Source organism: Acidovorax sp. NB1 (genome assembly GCF_005405905.1).
Classification (GTDB): Bacteria; Pseudomonadota; Gammaproteobacteria; order Burkholderiales; family Burkholderiaceae_C; genus Acidovorax.
The window spans coordinates 15028-37589 of sequence record NZ_BJHU01000026.1; the positions used below are offsets into that span (position 1 = coordinate 15028).

The 22562-nt window shown below is 66.5% G+C and carries 21 protein-coding genes; 14 read left to right on the top strand and 7 right to left on the bottom strand.

Annotation, left to right across the window (positions count from 1 at the left end; translation table 11 throughout):
* Positions 1 to 121: 121 nt before the first annotated feature.
* Positions 122 to 2797: a PAS-domain containing protein gene (locus AvAM_RS13065; RefSeq protein WP_137747476.1), complete on the bottom strand. Its 2676-nt coding sequence runs from the start codon at positions 2795 to 2797 to the stop codon at positions 122 to 124.
* Positions 2798 to 3038: 241 nt separating this feature from the next.
* Here AvAM_RS13065 and AvAM_RS13070 point away from each other — a divergent pair, with 241 nt between their 5' ends.
* Together AvAM_RS13070 and AvAM_RS13075 are read left to right on the top strand one after the other, a co-directional pair.
* Positions 3039 to 4409 (top strand): dicarboxylate/amino acid:cation symporter, encoded by a 1371-nt coding sequence (locus AvAM_RS13070; protein WP_137747477.1) that lies wholly within the window; start codon positions 3039 to 3041, stop codon positions 4407 to 4409.
* A gap of 162 nt (positions 4410 to 4571) precedes the next feature.
* Positions 4572 to 5018, top strand: coding sequence for a DUF2214 family protein (locus AvAM_RS13075; protein WP_137747478.1), 447 nt, complete (start codon positions 4572 to 4574; stop codon positions 5016 to 5018).
* Between the two features lie 90 nt (positions 5019 to 5108).
* Here AvAM_RS13075 and AvAM_RS13080 read toward each other — a convergent pair whose 3' ends face one another.
* Positions 5109 to 5453, bottom strand: coding sequence for a PsiF family protein (locus tag AvAM_RS13080; RefSeq protein ID WP_137747479.1), 345 nt, complete (start codon positions 5451 to 5453; stop codon positions 5109 to 5111).
* Between the two features lie 218 nt (positions 5454 to 5671).
* On the opposite strand from AvAM_RS13080, the gene argS reads away from it, so the two are divergent.
* From argS to AvAM_RS13110, 6 genes are all read left to right on the top strand, one after another.
* Positions 5672 to 7381, top strand: a complete 1710-nt coding sequence (gene argS / locus AvAM_RS13085) for an arginine--tRNA ligase (protein WP_137747480.1) — start codon at positions 5672 to 5674, stop codon at positions 7379 to 7381.
* Positions 7382 to 7396: 15 nt separating this feature from the next.
* Positions 7397 to 8050: an SPOR domain-containing protein gene (locus tag AvAM_RS13090; protein WP_137747481.1), complete on the top strand. Its 654-nt coding sequence runs from the start codon at positions 7397 to 7399 to the stop codon at positions 8048 to 8050.
* A 67-nt stretch (positions 8051 to 8117) separates the two neighbouring features.
* Complete coding sequence (locus AvAM_RS13095; RefSeq protein ID WP_137747482.1) at positions 8118 to 8765, top strand: thiol:disulfide interchange protein DsbA/DsbL; 648 nt, start codon at positions 8118 to 8120, stop codon at positions 8763 to 8765.
* Positions 8766 to 8900: 135 nt separating this feature from the next.
* A complete protein-coding gene (gene lptA / locus AvAM_RS13100; protein ID WP_137747483.1) occupies positions 8901 to 9557 on the top strand; it encodes a lipopolysaccharide transport periplasmic protein LptA in 657 nt (218 codons plus the stop codon).
* Positions 9554 to 10336: an LPS export ABC transporter ATP-binding protein gene (gene lptB, locus AvAM_RS13105; protein ID WP_137747484.1), complete on the top strand. Its 783-nt coding sequence runs from the start codon at positions 9554 to 9556 to the stop codon at positions 10334 to 10336. Before lptA ends, lptB begins: the two co-directional genes overlap by 4 nt.
* Complete coding sequence (locus AvAM_RS13110) at positions 10336 to 11919, top strand: RNA polymerase factor sigma-54 (protein WP_137747485.1); 1584 nt, start codon at positions 10336 to 10338, stop codon at positions 11917 to 11919. Before lptB ends, AvAM_RS13110 begins: the two co-directional genes overlap by 1 nt.
* A gap of 64 nt (positions 11920 to 11983) precedes the next feature.
* Here AvAM_RS13110 and AvAM_RS13115 read toward each other — a convergent pair whose 3' ends face one another.
* Complete coding sequence (locus tag AvAM_RS13115) at positions 11984 to 12472, bottom strand: glutaredoxin domain-containing protein (RefSeq protein WP_137747486.1); 489 nt, start codon at positions 12470 to 12472, stop codon at positions 11984 to 11986.
* Positions 12473 to 12699: 227 nt separating this feature from the next.
* On the opposite strand from AvAM_RS13115, the gene AvAM_RS13120 reads away from it, so the two are divergent.
* From AvAM_RS13120 to AvAM_RS13135, 4 genes are read left to right on the top strand one after another with little or no spacing between them, the layout of a single operon-like run.
* Complete coding sequence (locus tag AvAM_RS13120) at positions 12700 to 13182, top strand: thioesterase family protein (protein ID WP_137747487.1); 483 nt, start codon at positions 12700 to 12702, stop codon at positions 13180 to 13182.
* On the top strand, positions 13179 to 14471 hold the full coding sequence (locus AvAM_RS13125) for a class I SAM-dependent RNA methyltransferase (protein WP_137747488.1): 1293 nt from the start codon (positions 13179 to 13181) through the stop codon (positions 14469 to 14471). The genes AvAM_RS13120 and AvAM_RS13125 overlap by 4 nt, the downstream gene beginning before the upstream one ends.
* Complete coding sequence (locus AvAM_RS13130; protein WP_137747489.1) at positions 14461 to 14952, top strand: putative toxin-antitoxin system toxin component, PIN family; 492 nt, start codon at positions 14461 to 14463, stop codon at positions 14950 to 14952. Before AvAM_RS13125 ends, AvAM_RS13130 begins: the two co-directional genes overlap by 11 nt.
* A gap of 16 nt (positions 14953 to 14968) precedes the next feature.
* Positions 14969 to 15463 carry a type II toxin-antitoxin system VapC family toxin gene (locus AvAM_RS13135; protein ID WP_137747490.1) on the top strand — a complete coding sequence of 165 codons (495 nt, stop codon included), beginning with the start codon at positions 14969 to 14971 and terminating at the stop codon, positions 15461 to 15463.
* A 106-nt stretch (positions 15464 to 15569) separates the two neighbouring features.
* Here AvAM_RS13135 and AvAM_RS13140 read toward each other — a convergent pair whose 3' ends face one another.
* Positions 15570 to 16388 (bottom strand): hypothetical protein, encoded by an 819-nt coding sequence (locus AvAM_RS13140; RefSeq protein ID WP_171012220.1) that lies wholly within the window; start codon positions 16386 to 16388, stop codon positions 15570 to 15572.
* A gap of 8 nt (positions 16389 to 16396) precedes the next feature.
* The gene (locus tag AvAM_RS13145; RefSeq protein WP_137747492.1) at positions 16397 to 18139 is read right to left on the bottom strand and encodes an FMN-binding glutamate synthase family protein; all 1743 of its coding nucleotides are present in this window, start codon (positions 18137 to 18139) and stop codon (positions 16397 to 16399) included.
* Between the two features lie 216 nt (positions 18140 to 18355).
* Between AvAM_RS13145 and AvAM_RS13150 the strand changes: the two genes are divergently transcribed.
* Together AvAM_RS13150 and AvAM_RS13155 are read left to right on the top strand one after the other, a co-directional pair.
* Positions 18356 to 19210 (top strand): YecA family protein, encoded by an 855-nt coding sequence (locus AvAM_RS13150; RefSeq protein ID WP_137747493.1) that lies wholly within the window; start codon positions 18356 to 18358, stop codon positions 19208 to 19210.
* A 262-nt stretch (positions 19211 to 19472) separates the two neighbouring features.
* Positions 19473 to 20984 carry a SulP family inorganic anion transporter gene (locus AvAM_RS13155; protein WP_137747494.1) on the top strand — a complete coding sequence of 504 codons (1512 nt, stop codon included), beginning with the start codon at positions 19473 to 19475 and terminating at the stop codon, positions 20982 to 20984.
* 15 nt (positions 20985 to 20999) lie between these two features.
* Here the strand turns inward: AvAM_RS13155 and AvAM_RS13160 are convergent, their stop codons facing one another.
* Together AvAM_RS13160 and AvAM_RS13165 are read right to left on the bottom strand one after the other, a co-directional pair.
* Complete coding sequence (locus tag AvAM_RS13160; protein WP_137747495.1) at positions 21000 to 21491, bottom strand: nuclear transport factor 2 family protein; 492 nt, start codon at positions 21489 to 21491, stop codon at positions 21000 to 21002.
* A gap of 94 nt (positions 21492 to 21585) precedes the next feature.
* Positions 21586 to 22491 carry an alpha/beta fold hydrolase gene (locus AvAM_RS13165; protein ID WP_137747496.1) on the bottom strand — a complete coding sequence of 302 codons (906 nt, stop codon included), beginning with the start codon at positions 22489 to 22491 and terminating at the stop codon, positions 21586 to 21588.
* Positions 22492 to 22562: the final 71 nt, after the last annotated feature.

Below are 22562 nucleotides of genomic sequence, written 5' to 3' on the forward strand. Positions count from 1 at the left end.
GGGGGCCGTTGCCAGTGTGTGGCGAACTAAACTTTTGGCAAAAAAAGGCCCTGCCGCGCAACCAGCATGCCTTTACAGCTATTGTTTTTGATGTTCTGCGGCCGCCCTGGGCGGCCTGCCATCAGGCTTGTTCTCGCCAGCGCAGCAGCGTCTGGCTCACCAGCGCCCGCAGCGCAGGGGCGCGCACCGGCTTGGCGAGAAAGCCCCAGCCGCGCTCGGCCGCTTGGCGGCGCAGGGTGGCGTCGCGCTCGGCCGTGACCAGGATCACGGCGGGCGCCTGGCCCCAGCGCTGGCACAGCGCGGCGTACACGTCGGGGCCGTGGTGGCCCACGCCCAGGTGCACGTCCAGCAGCACCAGCTGGGGGGCCTGGCCGGGCTGGGCTGCGGCCAGTGCTTCGGGCGCGCCTGCGGCCAGCGGCACCGCGCAGCCCCAGCGCTGCAGCAGGGCCTGCGTGGCGGCGCAGGTGGGGCCATCGTCGTCGATCACCCAAGCGCTGCTGCCTTGCAGGGGGGCGTCGTCGGCGGGTTGTTGTGCGGTGGCGGGGGCCGGGGCCTGCTGCGCGGCGGCCGGGTTGCCCAGCGGCACACACACCCAGAACACGCTGCCGCGCCCCAGTTGCGAGCGCAGGCCAATTTCGTGGCCCAGCAGGCGGCCCAGGCGTTCGACGATGGCCAGGCCCAGGCCTGCGCCCCGGTCGTCGGCGCGGCCTTCGTCCAGGCGGCGGAATTCTTCAAAAATCTCGCGCTGCAGCGCCTCGGGGATGCCGGGCCCCTGGTCGTGCACCTCGATGCGCAGGTGGTCGCCCGCCACCCGCTTCACCCGTCTGCAGCCCACCACGATGCGCCCGTGGCGGCTGTAGCGGATGGCGTTGGAGACAAAGTTCTGCAGGATGCGGCGCAGCAGGTTGTCGTCGGTGCGTACCACGGCGCGGGTGGGCACGCAGCGCAGCTTTAACCCTTGGCTTTCGGCCAGCACGCCAAAGTTGTGGCCCAGCACCTGCAGCAGCGGGCCCAGCGCCACGTCGTGGATGTGCACGTCGAACTGGCCCGACTCCATGCGCGAGATGTCGAGCAGGCTGTTGAGGATGGCGTCCTGCGCGGCCAGGGCGCCGTCGATGCTGTCCACGGCGTGCCGTTCGGCATCGCCGGGCAGGTGGCTGCGCAAGAGCGAGGTGAACATGCGCGCGGCGTTCAGGGGCTGCAGCAGGTCGTGCACGGCGGCGGCCACAAAGCGGGTTTTGGAGCGGTTGGCCTGCTCGGCTTCGCGCCGCGCGGCGTCCAGGTCGCGGGTGCGGTCGGCCACGCGCTGCTCCAGCGCATCGGCCAGCGACCGCAGCTCGCGCGCGGCGTTCTTGTAGCTGGTGATGTCAGCGTAGCTGGTCACAAAGCCGCCCTCGGGCAGCGGGTTGCCCCGGATCTCCAGCACCGTGCCGTCGCCCTTGGCGCTTTCGTGCAGGTGGGGCGTGGCGCTGCGCAGGTGGGCCAGGCGGCGTTCGATGGCTTCTTCCACCGGGCCCGGGCCTAGCAGGCCCCGGCGCGCGTTGTGGCGCATCAGGTCTTCGATGGGGCGGCCCACCTGCATCAGGTCGGCGGGGTAGCGGAACAGCTGCACGTAGCGCGAGTTCCAGGCCACCAGCTTCAGGCCGGCGTCGATGATGACCACGCCCTGGGGCAGGTGCTCCAGGCTGCGGGAGAGGCCCATGTCTGCTTGCTGGGCAGCCTGCACGATGCCGTCCTGTGCGGTGCGCAGCTCCTGCGCGTGCTGTTGCAGCACGGTCTCCAGCTCCTGGCGGCTGCGCTGACGCAGGCGGGCCAGGCGCTGGCGCTGGCGCACAAACAGCACCAGCAGCGACAGAGCCAGCCAGCCGCCGCCCCCGGCTGCGGCCGCCCAGCGGCTGTCGGCAATGCTGCTGTGGGTGGTGTGCACCAAGTGCAGTTGCCAGGGTGTGCCGGGCAAGGGCTGGCTCAGCCACAGCATGCGCCCTGGGGGCACGGGCATGTCGGTAGAGGGCTGCACGCGCACCAGCCGCCCGCCGTTGTCCAGACGGTCGTCTTCGCGGTAGTCGAGCGGGCGCAAGGGCTGGTCGGAGTATTGGCGGGTGGCGTTCAGCTCGCGGCGTTCCTCATCATCCAGCGGCTCCAGCAGGCGGTAGCGCCAGGCGTCCTGGCTGGCGAGGAAGACCACGCCATGTGCGTCCGACGCCAGAACGATGTCGGTGGTTTGCAGCCACTCACGCTCCAGCTCCTGCAGCGCAATCTTGATGGCCACCAGGCCCAGGATATGGCCGCTGTCGTTGCGGATGGCCTGCGACAGAAAGTAGCCCGGCTCGCCCGTGGTCACGCCAATGCCGTAGAAGCTGCCGCGCCCCTGGGCCAGCGCCTGCTGCACATAGGGGCGAAAGCTGTAGTCCACGCCCACGTTGCTGGTGGCCGTGCGCCAGTTGCTGGCGGCCACGGCCAGGCCGTCGCGGTTGAGCAGGGTGAGGGTGGACGACTGGCTGGCGCCGTTGGCCTGCTCCAGCTTGCGGTTGAGCTGCGCCACCTCGTCGGTGCTCAGGGGGCGGCGCAGGGCGTCTTGCAGTTGGGCGTCCAGCGCCAGCACCTCGGGCAGGGTGCGGTAGCGGTCGATGCGCTGGGCCAGCGTCTGCCCGTACAGGGCCAGCTGGCGCTGCACGCTGTCGCTTTCGTCCAGCAAAGACCGGTGCCAGGCCCACTGGCCGGCCGCGAACATGCTGGCCGCTGTGCCTGCAAGCAGGATGAGCAGCGTCCAGAACTGGCGAAGGCGGGGCGTGGGCATGGAAATCCGGCGGGGTGGTTGTGCGGCGACGAGGCTAATGTGGCGCGAGTGGGAGTGTGCCGCACCAGGCTGGGGACTAAGTAGTTACCCTGATTTGGTGCACGCGTTCTCCTATGAGGCCGCTCTCGACTAATACCAATAGGTTATCGGCTGAAACAAAGTGCAGCGGTACAAACGGCACCCTGACAGCGCACCGGTGCACTCCGGCGGTGCAGTCCCAAGACTCCAGGAGACCCGTTCCATGCACAACCATTCCGCTCCCGCAGCCTCGACCTTGAAGCTGCCCTTTTATCGGCAACTGTACTTCCAGGTGGTGTTCGCCATCGTTCTGGGCGTGCTGCTGGGCCATTTCGAGCCGTCCTATGGCGAGGCGCTCAAGCCGCTGGGCGACGCGTTCATCAAGCTGGTGAAGATGATCATCGCCCCGGTGATTTTTCTGACCATCGTGACTGGTATCGCGGGCATGTCGCAGCTTTCCACCGTGGGCCGCGTGTTTGGCAAGGCCATGGCGTACTTCCTGTTCTTCTCCACACTCGCCCTGGTGGTGGGCCTGGTGGTGGCCAACGTGGTGCAGCCCGGCGCGGGCATGAACATCAACGTGGCCGATCTGGACCAGACGGCGGTGAAGGGTTATGTGGCCAAGTCGCACGAGATGACGCTCACGGGCTTTGCGCTGGACATCATCCCCAAGACGCTGGTCAGCCCCTTTGTGGGCGACAACATCCTGCAGGTGTTGCTGGTGGCCGTGCTGTTCGGCGTGGGCCTGGCGATGGTGGGTGAGGCAGGCCGTCCGGTGCTGAACTTTCTGGACGCCCTGACGACGCCTGTTTTCAAGGTGGTCGGCATCGTGATGAAGGCTGCGCCCATCGGTGCGTTTGGCGCCATGGCGTTCACCATTGGCAAGTTTGGCCTGGGCTCGCTGGTCAACCTGGCTTGGCTGGTGGGTTCGTTCTACATCACCTCGCTGCTGTTTGTGGTGGTGATCCTGGGCTTTGTGGCGCGCCTGTGCGGCTTCTCGGTGTTCAAGCTGTGCCGCTACCTCAAGGCCGAGCTGATGCTGGTGCTGGGCACGTCGTCGTCCGAATCCGCCCTGCCATCGCTGATGGAAAAGATGGAAAAGGCCGGTTGCAGCAAGTCGGTGGTGGGCCTCGTGGTGCCCACAGGCTACTCGTTCAACCTGGACGGCACCAACATCTACATGACGCTGGCCGCGCTGTTCATCGCCCAGGCCACCAACACCGAGTTGACGCTAGGCCACCAGGTGGCGCTGCTGCTGGTTGCCATGCTCAGCTCCAAGGGCGCGGCGGGGGTGACGGGCGCGGGCTTCATCACCCTGGCCGCCACGCTGGCTGTGGTGCCTGAGGTGCCGGTGGCGGGCATGGCGCTGATTCTGGGCGTGGACCGCTTCATGAGCGAATGCCGCTCGCTGACCAACTTCATCGGCAACGCTGTGGCCACGGTGGTGGTGTCGCGCTGGGAAAACGCGCTGGACCATGAGCGTCTTGATGCTGCGCTCAACGGCCACCCGCTGCCGGTGGCTGTGCCAGCCGCCGCTGCACCCGTGGTGCCTGCGGATGTGCCGGTGGGGGCTGTGGCCCGCACTGTGGCCTGACCTTTTTTCAGGATTCCGCTTGATACGGCGCAGGCCCTCCAGCCTGCGCCGTTTTCTTTTGGGCCGGGTCAGATGCCTTCGGCCACCGTGGACAATGGTGGTCGAACACGCCGTTGCCTGCGTGACCCACTGCGCGCAACCCAGTCCCCAAGGAATCTGACCATGACCCTCGAAGCCGTTCTGGCCGCTCTCCACCTTCTGGCCATCCTGACCTTTGTGGTCTTCTTGTCGAGCCAGGCGGCGCTGTGCCGCATTGAATGGCTCAACGCCGCCGTGGTCGAGCGCCTGGCCCGGCTGGATGTGATCTATGGCGTGGCCGGGGCGGTGATGATCGGCAGCGGCCTGGCGCGGGTGATCTGGGGTGTGAAGGGCGCGTCGTGGTACCTCTCGCAGCCCTTGTTCCACATCAAGATCACCATCGTGGTGGCCATGATCCTGCTGTCGTTTGTGCCCTCGGCCGCGTTTCGCCGCTGGCGCCAGAACCTGCACAGCACAGGGGCCTTGCCGCCAGCGCAGGAGGTGGCCAAAGTGCGCCGCCTGGTGATGATCCAGTCGCATGTGCTGCCGGTGGTGGCGGTGATTGCGGTGTTCTGGGCACGCGGCTGGTAAGCCCAGGCGTTCAAAAAGTAAAAGCCCGCAGGCCGGTGGTCTGCGGGCTTTTCTGCTTTTGCACCCTGGTGGCAGGGCGCGGGGCGTGTCTTACTTCTTCAGGCACTCGCTCATGAAGGCCTTGCGCTCGTCGCCCTTGAGGGTCTTGGCCTTGGCGTCGGCGTTGCAGGTTTTCATCTTGTCTTGCTGCGTGGCGGGCTTGTTGCTCAGGCAGGTTTTCATGAAGGCCTTGCGCTCGTCGCCCTTCATGTCGCCTGCCTCCTTGTTGCAGGTGCCCATCTTGGACTGCTGCTTGGTGGGCTCGGCCGCCGGCGCGGCAGATGCCGCCGTGGCAGCGGGCGCGGCGGCGGCCGCTTTGGCGGGGGTGTCGGCGGCGTGCACTGCACCGAACGAAAGGACCAGGCTCAGGGCAGACAGGGTGAGAAGCTTCTTCATGGTGGCTCCATTGGATAGTGGCATCAGACGCAACCCGCGTCGGATTGCCCGATTACAACGTACCGGGGACACGCGTGGCTGACTCGGCGATACGGGCGGAAAGAATTCCTGACAATCTGTTGCGTCTTGGCTGCGCGCGGCATGGCGCCGGGTGCTGGGCAAATGCGCCATGCACCAGCCCGCAGGGGCGGGTGCGGCCCGGCCCGTAAAATCCCCGGATGCTTTCTGTCAAATACGATCTGCTGGCCGCGCTCGCGGCCGAGCTGGACAAACTCTCCCCCGGCGCTGGCGCCAAGGCGGCCTTTGAATCCCCCAAGGTGGCGGCGCATGGCGACTTTGCCTGCACGGCGGCCATGCAGCTGGCCAAGCCGCTCAAGCTCAATCCGCGCGCTTTGGGCGAACAGCTCAAGGCGGCCCTGGAGGCCACGCCCGCATTCACCCGCTGGGTCGATGCCATCGAGATTGCCGGACCCGGTTTTCTGAACATCCGCCTCAAGCCCGCTGCCAAGCAAGAGGTGGTGCGCGAGGTGCTGGGCGCGGGCGAGCGCTTCGGCTACCAGGCCGACCGCGGCGCCAACGTGCTGGTCGAATTCGTCTCGGCCAACCCCACGGGCCCGCTGCACGTGGGCCATGGCCGCCAGGCCGCGCTGGGCGACGCCATCTGCAACCTGTTCAGCACCCAGGGCTGGAAGGTGCACCGCGAGTTCTATTACAACGACGCGGGTGTGCAGATCGACACCCTGACCAAAAGCACGCAGCTGCGCGCCAAGGGCTTCAAGCCGGGTGACGACTGCTGGCCCACCGACAGCGACAACCCGCTGGCCAAGAACTTCTACAACGGCGACTACATCGCCGACATTGCCGAGGCCTTCAAGGCCAAGGCCACTGTGAAGGCCGACGACCGCGAGTTCACGGCCAATGGCGATGTAGAGGATTACGACAACATCCGCCAGTTTGCCGTGGCCTATTTGCGCAACGAGCAGGACAAGGACCTGCAGGCGTTCAACCTGCACTTTGACGAGTACTACCTGGAGTCGAGCCTGTACACCAGCGGCCGCGTCGAGGCTACGGTGAACAAGCTCGTCGCCAACGGCAAGACCTATGAGCAGGACGGCGCGCTGTGGCTCAAGAGCACCGACTACGGCGACGACAAGGACCGCGTCATGCGAAAGCAGGACGGCAGCTTCACCTACTTCGTGCCCGACGTGGCCTATCACATCGCCAAGTGGGAGCGCGGCTTCACCAAGGTCGTCAACATCCAGGGCACCGACCACCACGGCACCATCGCCCGCGTGCGTGCGGGCTTGCAGGCGGCCGATGTGGGCATCCCGCAGGGCTACCCCGACTACGTGCTGCACACCATGGTGCGCGTGGTCAAGGGAGGCGAAGAGGTCAAGATCAGCAAGCGCGCGGGCAGCTACGTCACGCTGCGCGATTTGATCGAGTGGACCAGCAAGGACGCGGTGCGCTTCTTCCTGCTCAGCCGCAAGCCCGACACCGAGTACACCTTCGACGTGGACCTGGCCGTGGCGCAGAACAACGACAACCCGGTGTACTACGTGCAGTACGCGCACGCACGCATCCAGTCGGTGCTGCGCGCCTGGCAGGAGGCCGGCGGTGGCGACGTGGCCTCACTCCAAAACGTTGACCTGTCGGCTCTGGAAGGCCCGCAGGCCCAGGCCCTGATGCTGCAGCTGGCCAAGTACCCCGAGATGCTCACGGCTGCTGCCGAGGGCGAAGCCCCGCACGACGTGACCTTCTACCTGCGCGACCTGGCCGCCAGCTACCACAGCTATTACGATGCCGAGCGCATCCTGGTGGACGACGAAGCGGTGAAGAAGGCCCGCCTGGCGCTGGTCGCCGCCACCGCGCAGGTATTGCACAATGGGCTGGCCGTGCTGGGCGTGTCGGCTCCAGCCAGAATGTAAGCAGTTACTACCAATATGAAAAAGCAACAGACGGGCGGGACCATCATCGGCTTTATCGTCGGCGTCATCGTGGGCCTGGGCGCCGCGCTGGCGGTGGCCGTGTATGTGACCAAGGTGCCGGTGCCTTTTCTGAACAAGGGCGGCGGGCGCACGGCAGACATGGACGCCGCCGAGTCGCAGAAGAACAAGAACTGGGACCCGAACTCGCCGTTGTATGGCAAGAACCCGGCCCGGCCCGCAACGCCGCCCGTGGCGGCTGCCGCGTCTGCACCCGCTTCGGCCGCTGCGCCAGCGCCCGAGGTGCGCGCTGCGGCATCTGCCCCCAAGCCCGCCGCCAGCAAACCCGAGGCCGCCAAGGCCGAAACCAAGTCGGGTGCCGACCCGCTGGGCGATCTGGCCGTGGCCAAGGCGGCTGCCAAGGGCAACGTGGACCCGTTTGACTACTTCGTGCAGGCTGGTGCCTTCCGCACCCAGGCCGACGCCGATGCCCAGCGCGCCAAGCTGGCCATGATGGGCTGGGAGGCCCGTGTGAGCGAGCGCGAACAAAACGGCCGCGCGGTCTTCCGTGTGCGCGTGGGCCCGTTCACCAAACGGGACGATGCCGAGCAGCTCAAGGAAAAACTCGACGGCGCGGGGCTGGAGTCCGCCCTGGTGCGTGTGCAGCGCTGACGCTGCGTGAACTTTTTGCGGGGGCCCGGCTCCCATCCCCCAGACCTGAACTAGGAGAGTCTTTGCCATGAAACGCCGTGAGTTTTCTTTGTCCGCTGCCTCGGCAGTTGCCGCTTCCGCCCTGACGCTGCCCGTCGCCACCCCTGCGCTGGCCCAGGCCCGCCAGTTCAAGGAGGGCAAGGACTACAAGCGGCTGGACAAGCCCGTGGCGCCCGATGCTCCCGCTGGCAAGGTCGATGTGATCGAGTTCTTCTGGTACAGCTGCCCCCACTGCAATGCTTTTGAGCCCACGCTGGACGCCTGGGTCAAGGCCGCTCCCAAGGACCTGTTCATCCGCCGGGTGCCCGTGGCCTTCAACGCCAGCTTTGTGCCCCAGCAAAAGCTTTTCTACACGCTGGAAGGCATGGGCAAGCTCGAAGCGCTGCACGCCAAGGTGTTCCGCGCGATCCATGTAGAAAAGGCCAAGCTCGCCAAGGACGACGAAATTTTTGCCTGGGTGGCTCAGCAGGGTGTGGATGCCGCCAAGTTCAAGGAGGTCTACACCTCGTTCACCGTGTCCAACCAGGTCCGCCGCGCTTCGCAGCTGCAGGACGCCTATGGCGTGGAAGGCGTGCCCTCGATGGGCGTGGCGGGCAAGTTCTACACCGACGGCACCATGGCAGGCAACATGCAGAACGTGCTGCAGGTGGTGGAAGCGCTGGTCAAGCAAAAGTAAGCCCCAGGCCGACCTGGGCGCAGGTTGCAACGCGCCAAAGGCCCTGGATACCCTGCGAAGAAAGCCCGCTGATGCGGGCTTTCTTCATGGAGGGCGTGTGGGGATGGCTACAATGAACTGCAAGATTCGTGCCCTATGAACCACCGCCTCCTTCCGACCCTCCTGCTCGCGGCCCTGGCCTGCCTTCACGGCGTGGCCTATGCTGAAAAAGCCGACCGCGCCAAGCCCATGAACATCGAGGCCGACGCTTTGCGCCACGATGAACTCAAGCAGACCAGCGTGTTCTCGGGGCGCGTGGTCATGACCAAGGGCACCATCGTGCTGCGCGGCGCGCGGCTGGATGTGCGCCAGGACGCCGATGGCTACCAGTTCGGCGTGGTCACGGCCGAGGCGGGCAAACGCGCCTTCTTCCGCCAGAAGCGCGACACCTTGCCTGGCGCGCCCGATGAATACATCGAGGGCGAGAGCGAGGTCATCGAATACGACGGCAAGGCAGACAACGTGCGCTTCATCACCCGCGCCGAGCTGCGCCGCTACCGGGGCGCCGCGCTCAGCGACGAGATCACTGGCGCTGTGATCGTCTACAACAACCTCACCGACGTGTTCACCGTGGACGGCCAGCGCGCTCCCGCCACCAATGCGGCGGGCGATGCCCCGGCCCCCGGCAACCGCGTGCGCGCGGTGCTGGCGCCCAAGGACCCGCCCGCAGGCGCTGCGGCGCCCGCTCCCACCACACCGGGTGCGGCACCCGTGCTGCGCCCCAGCAGCAACCTTGGTGGCGGCTCCAAGTGAGCGCGGTGCCCGTTCATCCCGGCCCTGACACCCAGGCCGGCAGCCGCCTGGAGGTGCAGAATCTGGCCAAGTCCTATGGCAGCCGCAAGGTCGTCAAGGATGTGTCGCTGGTGGTGCAAAAAGGCGAGGTGGTGGGGCTGCTCGGGCCCAATGGCGCTGGCAAGACCACATCGTTCTACATGATCGTCGGCCTGGTGCGCAGCGATGCGGGCGACATCCGCATCGACGGCCATTCGGTGGCCCACATGCCCATCCACCGCCGCTCGCGCCTGGGGCTGTCGTACCTGCCGCAGGAAGCCTCGATTTTTCGCAAGCTCACGGTCGAAGAAAACGTGCGCGCCGTGCTCGAACTGCAGCGTGGCGACGACGGCCAGCCGCTCTCGCGCGATGCCATCGAAGAGCGCCTCACGGCCCTGCTGGAAGAGCTGCGCGTGCAGCATCTGCGCGCCTCGCCTGCCATGGCGCTGTCGGGGGGCGAGCGCCGCCGGGTGGAGATCGCCCGCGCCCTGGCCACCCAGCCGCGTTTCATCCTGCTGGACGAGCCCTTTGCGGGCATTGACCCCATCGCCGTGATCGAGATCCAGCGCATCATCGGCTTCCTGAAGGCGCGCGGTATTGGCGTGCTGATCACGGACCACAACGTGCGCGAGACGCTCGGCATCTGCGACCACGCCTTCATCATCAGCGACGGCCGCGTGCTGGCGCAGGGCACGCCGTCCGAGATCGTGGACAACGCCGAAGTGCGCCGGGTGTACCTGGGCGAACACTTCAGGATGTGATGAAGCCTGGACTGTCGCTGCGCGTCTCGCAGCACCTCGCACTGACCCCCCAGCTCCAGCAGTCCATCCGGCTGTTGCAGTTGTCCACGCTCGAACTCTCGCAGGAAGTCGAGCAGATGCTCGACGAAAACCCGTTCCTCGAACGCAATGCCGACGAAGCCCCGCGCGAGGAGTTTGGCCTGGAAGCTGCCGATACCCCCGCGCAGGCCGATGACTACAGTGCAGATGATGCTATATTTTCGGGAGCATCCAGCGCAAGTGCAGCAGGCGCAGAGCCCCAAAATGATACTGAAACGCCGGGTGCTGGCGCCGACGAACCCGACTGGAGCGGCGACGGCACCGTGGAGATGGTGCCCAACGATGCCGAGTGGGGCGGCGATGCCCCGGCACGCACCCACAACGGTGCCGAAGGCGACGAGGCCGACGCCACCGAGCTGGCCCGTTCGCACGAATCGCTCACCGCCTTCCTGCACCGCCAGGCGCTGTCGCTGCGCCTGTCCGAGGTGGACTGCGCCGCGCTGCGGTTCCTGATCGAATCGCTGAACGACGATGGCTACCTCGAAGAGCCGCTCGAGGAACTCGCTGCCGCCCTGGCAGGCCCCGAGGACCTGGAGCAGATCGAGGAACTGGTGCACCGCTTCACGGTGGCCCAGCGCCTGCTGCAAAGCCTGGAGCCCACGGGCGTGGGCGCGCGCGACCTGGCTGAATGCCTCACGCTGCAGCTCAAGGCGCTGGACGCTGACGAAGAGGCCGACCCTGACACCGTGCAGACGGCGCTGCGCATCTGCCAGCAGCCGCTGGAGATGCTGGCCCGCCGCGATGTGCGCCGCCTCACCCAGGCCTGTGGTGATGGCGAGGAGCGCACCCGCGCCGCCATGGCGCTCATCGCCCGCCTGGAGCCCCGCCCCGGCCGCCGTTTTGCGGATGTGGAACGCAACATCGTCATCCCCGACGTCATCGTGCGCAAGGCCGGGCGCGCCAACGGGCGGGATGGCCAGCACAACTTCATCGTGCAACTCAATCCCGATGTGATGCCGCGCCTGCGCGTGCACGACATCTACGCCGGTGCGCTGCGCGGCCACAAGGGCGGCGAAGGCCACCAGGGCATGCAGCAGCGCCTGCAGGAGGCGCGCTGGTTCATCAAGAACATCCAGCAGCGCTTTGACACCATCCTGCGCGTCTCGCGCGCCATCGTGGAGCGGCAGAAGAACTTCTTCACCCACGGCGAACTGGCCATGCGCCCCCTGGTGCTGCGCGACATCGCCGACGAGCTGGGCCTGCACGAGTCCACCATCAGCCGCGTGACCACTGCCAAGTACATGGCCACGCCGATTGGCACCTACGAGCTGAAGTATTTCTTCGGCTCGGGCCTGGGCACCGAGACCGGTGGCAACGCATCGAGCACCGCCGTGCGCGCGCTCATCAAGCAGTTCGTGTCGGCCGAGAGCCCGACCAAACCGCTGTCGGACAGCCAGATCGCCGAGATGCTCAAGGAGCAGGGCATCGAATGCGCACGCCGCACCGTGGCCAAGTACCGCGAGGCGCTCAAGATTGCGCCAGCGAATTTGCGCAAGGCGCTGTAGCGCTGCTGCGTTGAGGGGCGCGCGTGTTGCCTGGGCGCGCTGAAGGTGGCGGGATGGTGTCCGATTACTTGCGCGCCGCGAACACCGCGTCATACGCCTGCGGCGTGAATCCCGCGATCTTCTGGCCGTTGGTCAGCAAGACGGGCACGCCCCGGGCACCCAGTTGCTTGAATGCAGCTTTGCCCGAAGGCGTGTCGATGTCCAGCTCCCGGTACGCGATGCCCTTGCCCGCCAGGTAGGCCTTCGCCGCCTTGCAGTAGCCGCACCAGGTGGCCATGTAGAGCACGACATCGCCCCTGGGGGCTGTGGTTTGTGCGGTCTGTGTGGTGTCTGGGGGCGCTGGGCTGGGTGCGGGCGATGCGCCCGGCACCACACTCACCGGCAGGTTCTCTAGCTTCATGGCCTTTTCCACGGCGCCTGTCACCGGGGGCTTGTCGCTGTAGACAACGCGGCCGTCCGTGCCCACCGATTTGTAGAGCGTCTGGGCGCCTGCTGCCAAAGGCACGGCGGCCAGCACCAGCACGGTCAGCAGGGTCCGATGGAAAGGGCGCATAGGGGGCTCCAGTAAAATCCGCTGCCCGAGAGCATAAGAGACAAGGGGCACACCTCATCTGCAGTACCCCTGTGCTGCACACACCCTTGCGGCGCGATCCGTGGTTCCTGGGCGTGCATGCCGCCCCTCGGCCGGTTGTTACGCAAGCCCCAGCAACCCTCGCCGCGTGACATTCCTGCACGCGCTCCCGCTCTCTGCCTCCTGTTTTTCCTACCCCTGTCCGCCCCATGGCCCGCATCGTTTTCAACCTCCCCCCGCACTTTGGCTTTGCCACCGAGCTGCAGATCTACATCAGCCACGTGAACCAGGGCGGGCACCTGGACAATGCGCAGCTGCTCACGCTGGTGTCTGAAGCACGCGTGCGCTTCTTCCAGTCGCTGGGCTACCCCGAAGCGGATGTGGGCGGCCTGTCCATCGTGGTCGGCGACATCGTGGCGCAGTACAAGTCCGAAGGCTTCCATGGCGAGACCATGCGCGTGGAGATGGCGCCCGCAGACTTCAACCGCTACGGTTTCGACCTGGTGTTCTGCATGACCGAGAAGGCCTCAGGCCGCGAAGTGGCGCGCGGCAAGATCGGCATCGTCTTCATCGACAAGGCCGACCGCAAGGTGGCGGCTATCCCTGAATCCATCCGCCAGCTGCTGCTGGCCCGCGCGGGGGAGCCCGGTTCCCCCGCCGTGCCCGAGCGCGTATCCTCCCCATCGACATGAATCAACTCCAACTTTTTCTCCCTTGCGCTGCTGGCGTGGAGGGCTTTCTGGCCGACGAGGTGCATGGCATCACGGGCCTTACGGGGCAAGACCTGCTGGTGGGCCGGGGAGGCGTGCTGCTGCGCGCCTCGTGGCGCCAGGCCATGCAGCTCAACCTGCACAGCCGCCTGGCCCAGCGCGTGCTGGTGCAGCTGGCCCACCGCCCATACCGGTCTGAAAACGACCTCTACAACATGGCCAGCGATGTGGCCTGGGAGATCTGGTTCACCACGCGCCAGACCTTCAAGGTGGAGGTGACGGCCCAGCACAGCCCGCTGCAGAGCCTGAACTTCGCGGGCCTCAAGGTGAAAGACGCTGTGGCTGACCGCTTCCGCCACAAGAGCGGCGTGCGCCCCGATGTGAACACCCAGTGGCCCGATGTGCGCATCCACCTGCACCTGACCACCGACGAAGCCACGATCTACATCGACACCTCGGGCGAGCCGCTGTTCAAGCGCGGCTGGCGCGAGGACAAGGGCGACGCCCCGCTCAAGGAAACCCTCGCCGCCGCCATGATCGCCGCCAGCGGCTGGGACCCGCACGGCGACAACCCTCAGCCCCTGTACGACCCCTGCTGCGGCAGCGGCACCATCGTGGTCGAGGCCGCACAGATCGCCTGCCGCATCCCGGCGGGCATGTTGCGTCGCTTTGCGTTTGAAAAGCTGCTGCCCTTCCAGGCCCATGTCTGGGGTGCTATCAAAAGCGAAGCTGAAAGCGCAATACAGACCAGCGCAGTGCCCATTTTTGGCAGTGATGTGGCCTTCCGCATGGTCGATTTCGCCCAGCGCAACGCCGAGCGCGCGGGTGTGGCCCAGGCCGTGCAGCTGCGCGGTGGCGACGCCCTGCAGCGCATGCCACCCTGCGACCAGCCCGGCGTGATGCTGCTCAACCCCCCCTATGGCGAGCGCATTGCCGCCGCAGGCAGCGCCGGCCGCAACGCCAGCGAACGCGCGGCCGACCGCGCCCAGGGCATGGCCGTGGGCCGTGAAGAGGCGCAGACCGAAGACGGTGGCGAATTCTTCAGTCAGCTCGCCACGCACTGGAAGAAGAACTACAGCGGCTGGACGGCCTGGATGCTCACGCCCGACCTCAAGCTGCCCGGCAAGATGCGCCTGAAGGAATCGCGCCGCGTACCGATGTGGAATGGCCCCATCGAATGCCGCATGTTCCGCTTCGACATGATCAAGGGCGCCGTGCGTGACCGGGCCGCCAAGGCCGCCCCCGACGGCGGCCCGCGCCATGAAGGTTGAATTGCGCCTGCCCGCCGAGGCGCCAGCGGACGAACCCACGCGCCCCGTGGTGGTGGACACCAATGTGGCGCTCGACCTGCTGATCTTCAGCGACCCGCGCACCGCCCCCCTGCGCGCGCTGCTGGCCCAGGGGCGCCTGACCTGGATCGCCACCCAGGTCATGCGTGACGAGCTGGAGCGCGTGCTGGCCTACCCGCACATCGTTGAGCGCATGGACTACTACCGCGTGGATGCAGTGCAGGTGCTGACGGCGTTTGATGCGCAGTCGCGGCGGGTGGACATCGCACCCAAGGTGGCCTATGTGTGCAAGGACGCGGACGACCAGAAGTTCATCGACCTGGCGGCGGCCCACAGGGCGATCTTGCTGAGCAAGGACAAGGCGGTGATCTGCATGCGCAAGCGGTTGGCGAACCTGGGGGCGGATGTGGCGACGGCGCTGGTGTTGAAGGACGCGGACCAGGACCAGGGTGCTAAATCCTAGACGGAGTGAGCCCTCAATGACGAAACCCTCCGCTCGGGCGAACTGTTTTGATGCGTCTGCCTTGGTCAAGGTGTACGCAGAAGAGCCGGGCAGTGCCATTGTTCGTGAGTACTTCTTCCATCAAGCACCTACTCGGTATACGACGCCATTTTGCTTTTACGAAGCACTGAACATTTTGAAGACCAAATGGCGTTTTCGTGACCAACTTTCGGAGGCTCAATACCGAAGCGCCTGTTTCGCGCTGACGGCGTGGTTCCGTTCAAGCTCTCGCTACATCAAGGACATTGACCTTACAGATATTCAAGTCTTCAACGACGTCCAAGAAATTGCCAACAAGCATTCGCTGGACATATCCGATGCTTTTCAGATAGTCAGCGTCAAGAGCGGATATTTCTCCGCGCTCGCAAATGAATCGCAGACCTTGCTCATTACTGCTGACCAAGGGCTTGCTACTGCTGCGCGTGCTGAAGGTGCTAAGGTCTGGTACATCCTTGGGGAGCCACCCCCATAGGTCAGTCTTAGGTCGGGTTAGTGAAGCGTAACCCGACGATTTCTTGTTTGGTCGCTGCATGCCGATTTACGCCTACGGCTAACCGGACCTACCTGATTTGGATGCATCAGGCCAGCAAGTCATACGCAGCCCGCACCCGCTGCAAGTCCCGCCCTAGCCTCCGGCTCGAAGGCAATCGCCGCATCCACCCCATCCGCCGCACGCTGGTCGCCAGCACCTCCTGCATTTCCGCGCTCCCTTGCGCCACCCACGCCGCCCAGCGCGCGCGCCCCTCGGCCAGCGTGCCGCTGGTCTGCAGGTAGATCGCGGTGGAGTGCGCATAACACAGCGCATCGCGCACATGGCACACCGCCAGGGGCAGCACGGCGGCGGGGTCGTCTTCAAAGTCGATGCAGGCCACCTCGCCATCGGGGCAGCGCACCAGGTTGCGTGCGAACGCCTGGCTCAGGCAGGTACCCTGGTGGTGCACCTGGGTGAGCGTGTCCAGTCCTTGTTGCCACAGCGCCAGCACGGTGGCCGTGTCGCCCGCCTGCACAGCGTGGTCGATCTCGTTGCCCAGCGAATGGATCTCTTCGCCCGTGTGGCCCAGGTGGCGCATGGCAAAGCCATTCGTGGATGCGGCCAGCACCACGGGCACGCGGATGCCGCGCGCGGCCAAGTCCCGCAGGCGCTGCACTTCGGTGGCGATGGCCGTGGGGCCGCCAGGGTTGGGCACGGGGCGCAGGGCGTCCAGCCGCAGCAGGGCGGCCAGCACGGCCATGGCGCGGTAGCGGCCCGTGCCGTGGGGCGCGCCCGCACGCTTGATCCAGATCTGTTCGTGGCCCAGCACATGGGCCATCACGTTGTGGGGCTGGGTGGCCAGTTGCTGCTGCAAAAAGGCGGCGTAGTCCGGGGCGGTGGTGTGGGTAGGGGCGGATGCGTCCATCGTCAAATTCATACTGCGGCGTCCCCCGCCACCGCCGCTGCGGTGCCCACGGCTGCGGCGTGCACCAGCTCGACATGGTGGGGGATGGAGGGCTCCAGCGCAGGCTCGCTGGCCTGAAAACTGTGGGCATTGGCCAGGGGCCAGTACAGGCGGAACACGTTGTGCTGCGCATCCAGCGGCCCCAGCAGCGCGCCCGGTTGCATGCGGGTGATGAGGTTGGACAGCAGGCGCACCTCGGTGTCGGTGATGCGGCGCACGATGTGGTGGGCCGTGATCTCCTTGGGGTGGCGCAGCCCGGCGGCCTGCACCAGCTCCTGCAGCGCGTGCAGCGTGCTGCGGTGGAACTGCGCCACGCGCGTGGCCTTGTCGGGCACCACCAGCGCCTGCTGGCGCAGTGGGTCTTGTGTTGTCACGCCCGTGGGGCAGTGGCCGGTGTGGCAGCTCTGCGCCTGGATGCAGCCCAGCGCCATCATGAAGCCGCGCCCCGCGTTGCACCAGTCGGCACCCAGCGCCATCATGCGCGCGATGTCAAAAGCGCTGATGACCTTGCCCGCGCAGCCAATGCGCACGCGGTCGCGCAGGTTCACGCCCACCAGGGTGTTGTGCACCAGCAGCAGGCCTTCTTGCAGCGGCGCGCCCACATGGTCGCTGAACTCCACCGGCGCCGCCCCCGTGCCGCCCTCGGCGCCATCGACCACGATGAAGTCGGGCGTGATGCCCGTGACCAGCATGGCCTTGACGATGGCAAACCACTCCCACGGGTGGCCCAGGCAGAACTTGAAGCCCGTGGGCTTGCCGCCCGAGAGCGTGCGCAACTTGGCGATGAAATGCATCATCTCCACCGGCGTGCGGAACGCGCTGTGGCTGGCGGGCGAGATGCAGGCCTCGCCCTCTTTCACACCGCGCGCTGCAGCGATCTCAGCCGTCACCTTGGCGCCGGGCAGCACACCGCCGTGGCCCGGCTTGGCGCCCTGGCTGAGCTTCAGCTCGATCATCTTGACCTGCGGGTCGGTGGCATTGGCCGCGAAGCGCTCTTCGCTGAAAGTGCCATCGGGGTTGCGGCAGCCAAAGTAGCCCGAGCCGATTTCCCAGATCAGGTCACCGCCATGCACCTGGTGGTGCTGGCTGATGCTGCCCTCGCCCGTGTCGTGCGCAAAGCCGCCTTTTTTTGCGCCCTGGTTGAGCGCCAGGATGGCATTGGCCGACAGTGCGCCAAAGCTCATGGCCGAGATGTTGAACACGCTCGCGTGGTAAGGCTGGGTGCAGGGCGATGCGGACGGTGACGGCGCATCGGGGCTGCCGCCGATCCACACGCGGAAGTCGTGCGACGGCAGTTGTGTGGGCGCGAGCGAGTGGTTCACCCATTCATAGCCATGCGCCCCCACGTCCAGGTGCGTGCCAAACGGGCGGTTGTCCGGATCGCCTTTGGCGCGCTGGTAGACCAGCGAGCGCTGCGCGCGCGAAAACGGTGCGGCCTCGCTGTCGCTCTCGATGAAATACTGGCGCACCTCGGGCCGCACATATTCGAGCATGAAGCGGATGTGGCCGATGACCGGGTAGTTGCGCAGGATGGCGTGGCGCGTCTGCTGCAGGTCGTACACGCCCAGGGCCACCAGCGCCGCAAACACCAGCACCACGGGCAGACCCACTTGAAAAGCCACCAGCGCAAACAGCGACAGCAGCAGCCCGAAAACGCACAGCGCAAAGGCCGTGTAGCGCACCGGGTACAGGGAGTTCAGTTGGTGGATCATGGGGGTCCTGGTTCTGGGCGGTGGCGCGGGAGGGCTACACTGACCGCCTTTTTATCGGGTTGCCATGTTGCGCGCGGCTCTTTTTCACGCCCTGGCCTTGCCTGGGCCGCCTTGCATTCGCCGCTGCGCCAGCGCAACGGCACAAGGCCAGCGCATCATAAAAGTAAAACATTGTTTTGCCGCTCCCGCTTTCTCGCTTGACGACCGGAGCCTCCCATGACCGAACCCACATCGCCCACCCCCGCTAACGACGACCTCGACACCTCCGCTGCACCGGCTGCCGCACTGGGCCCCGATGAGCTGGAGGAGATGGACAACATCCTCGACGACCTGCGCGCGCGCGGCGAGGAAATCCCGCAGTGGGAGTTCTGCGACGGCTTCATGACCGCGCTGATCTGCAGCCGCCGCCCCATCGGCCCGGCCGAATACCTGCCCATGCTGCTGGGCGACGGCGCAGAGCTGGACGTGGCCGAGGGCGAGCCGCTGCCCCTGCTGCCCGCGTTTGCCGACGCCGCCCAGCAAGCCCGCTTCATGGACCTGTGGATGCGCCGCTGGAACGAGATCGTGGCCCAGCTCGACACCGACGTGAAGACGCTGGACGACGACCGCACCTTCCAGCCCGAAGCCATGGACATGCGCGGCGCCGTGGCCAGCCTGACCGACGAGCAACGCGCCGAGATGGGCGACGACCAGGAGATCCCGTCCTTCGGCCAGGTCTGGGCGCTGGGCTTCATGTTCGCTGTCGAAAACTGGCCCGAAGACTGGGCCGCCCCGCGCGACAAGGAAGCCGCCAAGTGGCTGGACGACGCGCTGGACCGCATCGTGGCCCTGACCGAAGACGACACTGGCAAGCCCGAAGTCTGCATGTACGACGAAGACGGCGCCCCCAGCACCAGCCAGGCGCGCGTCGAAGCCTTCGGCGAAGCCATCTGGGCCGTGTACGACCTGCGCCAACTGTGGAAGAGCATGGGACCGCGTGTGGAGACCGTGCGCAAGGCGCCCGAGCCCGGGCGGAACGACCCTTGCCACTGCGGCAGCGGCAAGAAGTACAAGAAGTGCCACGGGGCGTGAGTACAACGCCCTGAGGCGCTGCGCGCCGTCCCCAGCGCGGCGGGGCGGCCCTTGCGCGGTGGCCGCTGGTAAGGGCCCGCGCGCTGCAGAGATCAGAATCGGTGCGAACGCGTGGCCTCCAGCCCGAGGACGTTGCCTTGCATTTTTTGCTATTAAATTTGTAGCTGTATTCGATTGATAGACGCGCGGTAGCCCCTGTTTTTGTTTGAAATCCATCGCGGCGCGCCTTCGGGCGCGCTTTGCTTTTTGCCTGGCGGCCCATATGAACTCCTCCACCCTGACCCGACTGCGCGCTGAATGGGCGCCCAGCATTCCGCGCGAGCTGCTGGCCGGGGCTGTGGCCACGTTTGCGCTCATCCCCGAAGTCATCGCTTTCTCGTTTGTGGCGGGAGTCGATCCGTCGGTGGGGCTCTTTGCCTCGTTTGTCATCAGCCTGGTGATCGCTTTCACCGGAGGGCGGCCCGCCATGGTGTCTGCCGCTGCGGGCTCGGTGGCGCTGGTGGCCGCGCCGCTGGTGCAGTCGCATGGGCTGGGCTACCTGCTGGCAGCCGGGTTGCTGGCCGGGGCGGTGCAGGTGGCGTTTGGGCTGATGAAGCTGGGTGTGCTGATGCGCTTCGTCTCCAGCTCGGTGCGCACCGGGTTTGTGAATGCGCTGGCGATCCTGATCTTTGCCGCGCAGCTGCCGCACTTGCACGGGGCCAGCGCGGCCACCTGGGGCGCGTTGGCGCTGGGGCTCGCGCTCATCTACGGCCTGCCATGGCTGGGCCAGCGGCTGGCGTGGCCTGCGCTGTCTGTGATCCCGTCACCACTCATTTGTGTGGTGGTACTCACGGTGCTGGCGTCTGCCCTGGGGCTGAAACTGCCCACGGTGGGCGACCTGGGCCAACTGCCCGATGCGCTGCCCGTGTTTGCGTTGCCGCAGGTACCTGTGTCGCTGGACACGCTGCGCATCATCCTGCTGCCCGCGCTGGCGATTGCCATGGTGGGCCTGCTCGAATCGGTGCTCACCGCCGCCGTGGTCGATGAACTGACCGACACCCCCAGCGACAAGAACCGCGAATGTGCGGGCCTGGGCGTGGCCAACATCGCAGCCAGCTGCTTTGGCGGCATTGCGGGCTGCGGAATGATTGGTCAGGCCGTGGGCAACGTGAAGTACGGCGGGCGCGGGCGCCTGTCCACGCTGTTTGCTGGGGTGTTTCTGCTCATCCTGATGGTGGCGCTCAAGCCCTGGGTGTCGCAGGTGCCGGTGATTGCGCTGGTGGCCATCATGGTCATGGTGTCGGCCGAAACGTTCGACTGGAAGTCGCTCGGCGCCCTGGTGCGCCACCCGCGCCTGTCCAGCGCCGCCATGCTGGCCACCGTGGCGGTCACCATCGCCACCCACAACCTGGCCGCTGGCGTGGCCGTGGGCGTGGTGCTCAGCGGTGTGTTCTTTGCGTTCAAGGTCTCGCGCATGCTCGACGTGCGCATGCACGACGATGACCAGTCCGGCCAACGGATGTGGCGTGTGTCTGGTCAGGTGTTCTTTGCCTCGGCCGATGCGTTCATCGAGGCGTTTGACGTGTTGGGAGCCGAAGGCCGCCCGGTGGTGATCGATGTGACGCACGCCCACTTCTGGGACATCACTGCCGTGGCTGCGCTTGACAAAGTAGTGGAGCGCCTGCGCCACCACGGCTGCACAGTGCAAGTGCTGGGTCTGAACGAGGCCAGTGCGGTGCTGATCGACCGCCTGGCGGGCGACGCAGCGCCAGCCAAATCGCCTGCTGGCTCCTAGGGGTCTGACAGGCTCCTAGCCGCCCTGCGCCAGAAACTTCTTCAAATTCCCCGCCGCCGTACTCCGCACCTTGCGCTTGAGTGACGGCGACCAGCCCAGCAGCAGCCCCGGTGCACCCAGCGCCTGGCGGGACCAACTCCAGAAGTTGAAGCGGTCGCGGTGCGTGGCGATCAGCCCCTCGGGCGTGAAGGTGAAGGTGCCGTCGATGATGTTGTGCACTTGGCGCCCCGTGGCGCTGAAGCGGTAGTGCGCCTCCCAGTGTGCCTTGCCACCGTTGGCATCGGCGTCGATGCCGCTGAACTCCAGCTTCCAGTGTTCGGCGGCGCCGGGCTTTTGGGTGGCAGTGCACAGCATGCGCCACATGCCGCTCACTTCGTCGCGGCCTTTGAGGGAGAAGGCCTCGTCGTCAAACGTGGCATTGGGCGCATAGCAAGCGGCCATGGTGGCATGGTCGAGCTGGGCAAAGGCGGTGTAGAAGCGCTGCAGGGTCTGGGCGTTGGGGTGCATGGGGTCTCCTCCTCGGGGGGCCATGCTACACCGGGGTGGCGCGGTGTGGGTGCCGCTTGGGTGACCCTGGTGTTGCGTCTGGCGCGGCCACCGTTCAGCGCATGTAGTTGCGCAGCGCATCGGCGGTCTCGCCAGGCAATTGCTCGGGGATGAAATGCCCCGCAGGCACGGCCTGGCCTGTGACCACGCCCGCACACTGCGCTTGCCACAGTGCCAGCGGTTCAAACAACCGGTGCACCACACCGTGTTTGCCCCAGATCACCAGGGTGTCGCACGCGATCTTCTCGCCGCGCGCGCGGCCTTCGCGGTCGTGGTCCAGGTCGATGCCCGCGCTGGCGCGGTAGTCCTCGCAGGCGGTGTGAATGGCTTCGGGCGTGCAGAAGCAGCGCTCGTAGTCGGCCAGGGCCTGGGGCTCGATGTGGCCCAGGCCTGCGCTGCCCCAGCCGCCCAGCTTGGCGTGCAGGTAGGCACGCGCGTTGCCGCCGATCATGGTCTCGGGCAGCGGCGCGGGCTGGATCAGGTGGAACCAGTGGTAGTAGGCGCGCGCAAACTCCATGTCGGTGCGGGCGTACATGTCGAGCGTGGGGGCGATGTCGATCACGCACAGCTTCTTCACACGCGCGGCGTGGTCCAGCGCCAGGCGGTGGGCCACACGGCCGCCCCGGTCATGCCCGCACAGGTAGAAGCTGTCGTGGCCCAGTACGGTCATCACCTCGGCCATGTCCTGCGCCATGGCGCGTTTGCTGTAGTTGCTGTGGTCGGGTTGGCCGGGCGCGTGGGATGAATCGCCATAGCCGCGCAGATCGGGCAGCACCAGAAAGTAGTCGCGCGCCAGTTGCTGCGCCACGCGGTGCCACAGCGCGTGCGTTTGCGGAAAGCCGTGCAACAGCAGCAGCGGGGGCGCGCCCACCGTGCCGCCGGTGCGCACAAAAATCTCGGCGCCCGTGGTGGCGATGCGGTGGGGGGTGAAGCCTTCAAACCAGGGAGATGCGATTGTCATGCGATGAGGAGGTGAGGGAGCTGTGGGACGGATGGAGTGTCGCGCCGCGTTGGCGCCTCCGCCGGGCTCAT

Bases quoted from the DNA above. Each gene is read 5' to 3' on its own strand.
- lptA (WP_137747483.1), top strand. From the start codon at position 8,901: ATGAACCACCGCCTCCTTCCGACCCTCCTGCTCGCGGCCCTGGCCTGC.
- AvAM_RS13160 (WP_137747495.1), bottom strand. From the start codon at position 21,491: ATGCACCCCAACGCCCAGACCCTGCAGCGCTTCTACACCGCCTTTGCC.
- AvAM_RS13135 (WP_137747490.1), top strand. From the start codon at position 14,969: ATGACGAAACCCTCCGCTCGGGCGAACTGTTTTGATGCGTCTGCCTTG.
- AvAM_RS13080 (WP_137747479.1), bottom strand. From the start codon at position 5,453: ATGAAGAAGCTTCTCACCCTGTCTGCCCTGAGCCTGGTCCTTTCGTTC.
- AvAM_RS13165 (WP_137747496.1), bottom strand. From the start codon at position 22,491: ATGACAATCGCATCTCCCTGGTTTGAAGGCTTCACCCCCCACCGCATC.
- AvAM_RS13125 (WP_137747488.1), top strand. From the start codon at position 13,179: ATGAATCAACTCCAACTTTTTCTCCCTTGCGCTGCTGGCGTGGAGGGC.
- AvAM_RS13120 (WP_137747487.1), top strand. From the start codon at position 12,700: ATGGCCCGCATCGTTTTCAACCTCCCCCCGCACTTTGGCTTTGCCACC.
- AvAM_RS13065 (WP_137747476.1), bottom strand. From the start codon at position 2,797: ATGCCCACGCCCCGCCTTCGCCAGTTCTGGACGCTGCTCATCCTGCTT.
- AvAM_RS13155 (WP_137747494.1), top strand. From the start codon at position 19,473: ATGAACTCCTCCACCCTGACCCGACTGCGCGCTGAATGGGCGCCCAGC.
- AvAM_RS13140 (WP_171012220.1), bottom strand. From the start codon at position 16,388: ATGGACGCATCCGCCCCTACCCACACCACCGCCCCGGACTACGCCGCC.
- AvAM_RS13070 (WP_137747477.1), top strand. From the start codon at position 3,039: ATGCACAACCATTCCGCTCCCGCAGCCTCGACCTTGAAGCTGCCCTTT.
- AvAM_RS13110 (WP_137747485.1), top strand. From the start codon at position 10,336: ATGAAGCCTGGACTGTCGCTGCGCGTCTCGCAGCACCTCGCACTGACC.
- AvAM_RS13150 (WP_137747493.1), top strand. From the start codon at position 18,356: ATGACCGAACCCACATCGCCCACCCCCGCTAACGACGACCTCGACACC.
- AvAM_RS13130 (WP_137747489.1), top strand. From the start codon at position 14,461: ATGAAGGTTGAATTGCGCCTGCCCGCCGAGGCGCCAGCGGACGAACCC.
- AvAM_RS13115 (WP_137747486.1), bottom strand. From the start codon at position 12,472: ATGCGCCCTTTCCATCGGACCCTGCTGACCGTGCTGGTGCTGGCCGCC.
- AvAM_RS13145 (WP_137747492.1), bottom strand. From the start codon at position 18,139: ATGATCCACCAACTGAACTCCCTGTACCCGGTGCGCTACACGGCCTTT.
- AvAM_RS13095 (WP_137747482.1), top strand. From the start codon at position 8,118: ATGAAACGCCGTGAGTTTTCTTTGTCCGCTGCCTCGGCAGTTGCCGCT.
- argS (WP_137747480.1), top strand. From the start codon at position 5,672: ATGCTTTCTGTCAAATACGATCTGCTGGCCGCGCTCGCGGCCGAGCTG.
- AvAM_RS13075 (WP_137747478.1), top strand. From the start codon at position 4,572: ATGACCCTCGAAGCCGTTCTGGCCGCTCTCCACCTTCTGGCCATCCTG.
- AvAM_RS13090 (WP_137747481.1), top strand. From the start codon at position 7,397: ATGAAAAAGCAACAGACGGGCGGGACCATCATCGGCTTTATCGTCGGC.